The 2,591-nt window shown below is 31.1% G+C and carries 2 protein-coding genes and 1 pseudogene; all 3 read right to left on the bottom strand.

The genetic code is table 11. The features are described 5' to 3' along the window. Positions 1 to 94 precede the first annotated feature (94 nt). Positions 95 to 574, bottom strand: a complete 480-nt coding sequence (locus Q0W95_RS07855; protein ID WP_000700631.1) for a Csac_0668 family 2Fe-2S cluster-binding (seleno)protein — start codon at positions 572 to 574, stop codon at positions 95 to 97. Between the two features lie 398 nt (positions 575 to 972). After that, positions 973 to 1,907: pseudogene (locus tag Q0W95_RS07850) on the bottom strand (IS3 family transposase); the annotation flags it as partial. 372 nt (positions 1,908 to 2,279) lie between these two features. Further along, on the bottom strand, positions 2,280 to 2,591 hold a 312-nt coding region (locus tag Q0W95_RS07845), incomplete at its 5' end, for an RNA methyltransferase (protein ID WP_297791583.1).

The following is a 2,591-nucleotide window of genomic DNA, read 5'->3' as shown; positions in this document are numbered from 1 at the left end:
TCTCAACCCCTATGGTTATGGGGAACATATCCACGCTCGTAGATGGAAACATATCAAAGATTGGCTCTCGTTTGTAGGAACATATCGACTGTAATTATTTCATTTTCAAGCCTTTATCGATAGCTTCCTGAATAATCTTATGACAACAAACTCCCAACGGATTGTTTTCTTTACAATTAGAATTTTTCATTGCCCCAGTGATGGCATTTACTTCTTTTACGGATTTCGCGCCATGCTTTACAACTGCTTCAATTACCTGATTTTCTGTGACTTCGCTACAATAACAAGCATACTTAGGATCTGCATCTTTCTTAAACCAGATAGGAACTCTAACTTGGTCTTTCAAGAATTTTATTTCATTATCTAAGTTATAGTAAACAACGTCGCAGTCCTCGTTCATGCAAATCTTATATTGATCTCCGTTAACAGCATTACGATAATCATCTACCACTAGATGTTCAACAGTTACTTTACTAACGGAAATCCCTTCATTATTACATACAGGACAATTGTCTTTAATTTGATCCGGCTTTTCTGTTTTGCACCCACAACAACATTCATTATTAATCTTCATATTCTTAGCCTCCATATTTTCATTATAATTTCTTTTTTAAACTAGGTAAAACCAATTTCATATACTTGTCATTTATTAATAGCGTCAAACATTTTAGCTGGTGTTAATTTACTTAGCTCCCTGTTGTCAGCCAACGCACGTGTAGCTTTTTTGTGTATAAACACATCAGCGTCATGTTACCCATTGCTCGGCATTCTTCTAATGAACCCAAATACATGGAATGGCAACCCTTTTTTAGACAATTTATAACCGAACATTATCAAGCTTGAAAGTTTCTTTAGATTATAAAATATATTCTCAGACAATCAAGGGTAAAGGCTTCGCCCAAATTTCGTTGAAATTTGCCCTTGACAGTCTGTTCATATATTTTATTTAATTTATGAAACTTCCAGAGCTTTTTATTCTGCTTTTCTATATTCTACTGGTGTTTTATATCCTAAAGATCCATGAATTCTTAGGTTATTATATCAATATACGTATTCTGCTAATTTTAGATTAAGTTCTTGGAAATTAGTAAAGTTCTCCTGATATATGAATTCTGTCTTCATTACTTTATTGACTGCTTCGCTTACTGCGTTATCATATGGGCTTCCTTTTTTACTTAGCGATCTTTTTATCCCAAATACCTTTAATATTTCTTCTATTTTTATATTTTTAAATTCTCTTCCTCTGTCTGTGTGAAATATTTTTATACGATTTAGTGGCTGCCTTATTGAGTAAAATGCTTCTGCTACTAGATTTGCATCTTTGTTTTTACCTGATGAGTATCCTATTATTTCACGGCTGTTTAAGTCTATTATTAAACATATATAATTCCATGTTTTTCCTACTCTTACATATGTTAGGTCGCTTACTATTGCTTCTAAATAGTCTCTATTGTCAAATTATCTATTTAAAAGGTTAGGGATGTCTTCTTCGTTGCATTTGGATCTTATTACTTTATATTGTGCTACTGTATAGTTTGAGACTAGGCCATTTTTCTTCATTATTCGGCCTATTTTTCTTCTCGATATTTTATATCCAATTTTCCCTAGTTCTTTTTTTATTTTGCGTGTTCCATAGTTGTTTCTACTTCTTCTGAATATTTCTTTTATTTCTTCTATTAGTTTTTCATCTTCATCTAATTTCACATCTTTTTCTTTGTTCAAATGATAATAGACTAAACTTCTTGTGACCCCAAGTAGTCTACACATTGCACTAATGCTATATTTATCTCGGTTCGAGATAATGAGGTCTATTTTTTGCCTAACAGTAGTGCAGCTTGCTTTAAAATATCATTCTCCATTTCAACCTGTTTCAATTTTTTACGAAGTCTGATTATCTCTTTTTGTTTCGCATCCACATTATCAAAATGGTTACTCTAAGCAGCACACCAACTATTTATTTTTTGAGTTTTAAACTTTGGTAGAAGTCTTGAACTCTTTATATTTACATAACTATTTGCCTCTATCACTATTATGACACGAAACCCTGCACAATGATCTAAAATTTTCAATTCTAACAAGTCTTTTTCAGTATTTTTAACTTCATAAAAACCTCTTTGGCAATAATGCCTAATTCTTCTTTAGTTGTTAAAATTTTTTATTTTACCATCATCGTTCCCCTGATTTTCAATTAATCTTCTTAGGTTATATAAGAAGTACATATCTTTTTAATCTTAAAGTTTTTAAGTCTTAATTTTAAAATTTTCAATCTTAGATATTATTTAAATCATTCCAAAATGCTCTAAAGCATCTTCGATTGCTTTTTCTTTTTCTTCTGGGCAATTTGGCACTCTTTGATTTTCTTTCTTACTAAAATTATAATTTTCTCTCTCTATTAGACCATGTTTCCTTTTTATTTGGGCAATATATAGGCTTGAAACTTTTAGTCCGTATTTATCTAACATATACTTTTTAATTTCTCCATAAGTTGCGTCTTTTGAAAAGTCAATTTCAGATAATTCATCTTCCCCTATTTCTATATCTAAATGATGTTCTGTATTTAGTTTGGACAACAGAGCTACCGTCTCCACATG

Origin of the sequence: uncultured Anaerococcus sp. (assembly GCF_947253225.1) — a bacterium.
Lineage (GTDB): Bacteria > Bacillota > Clostridia > Tissierellales > Peptoniphilaceae > Anaerococcus.
This window is presented reverse-complemented; position numbering and strand designations above follow the sequence as displayed.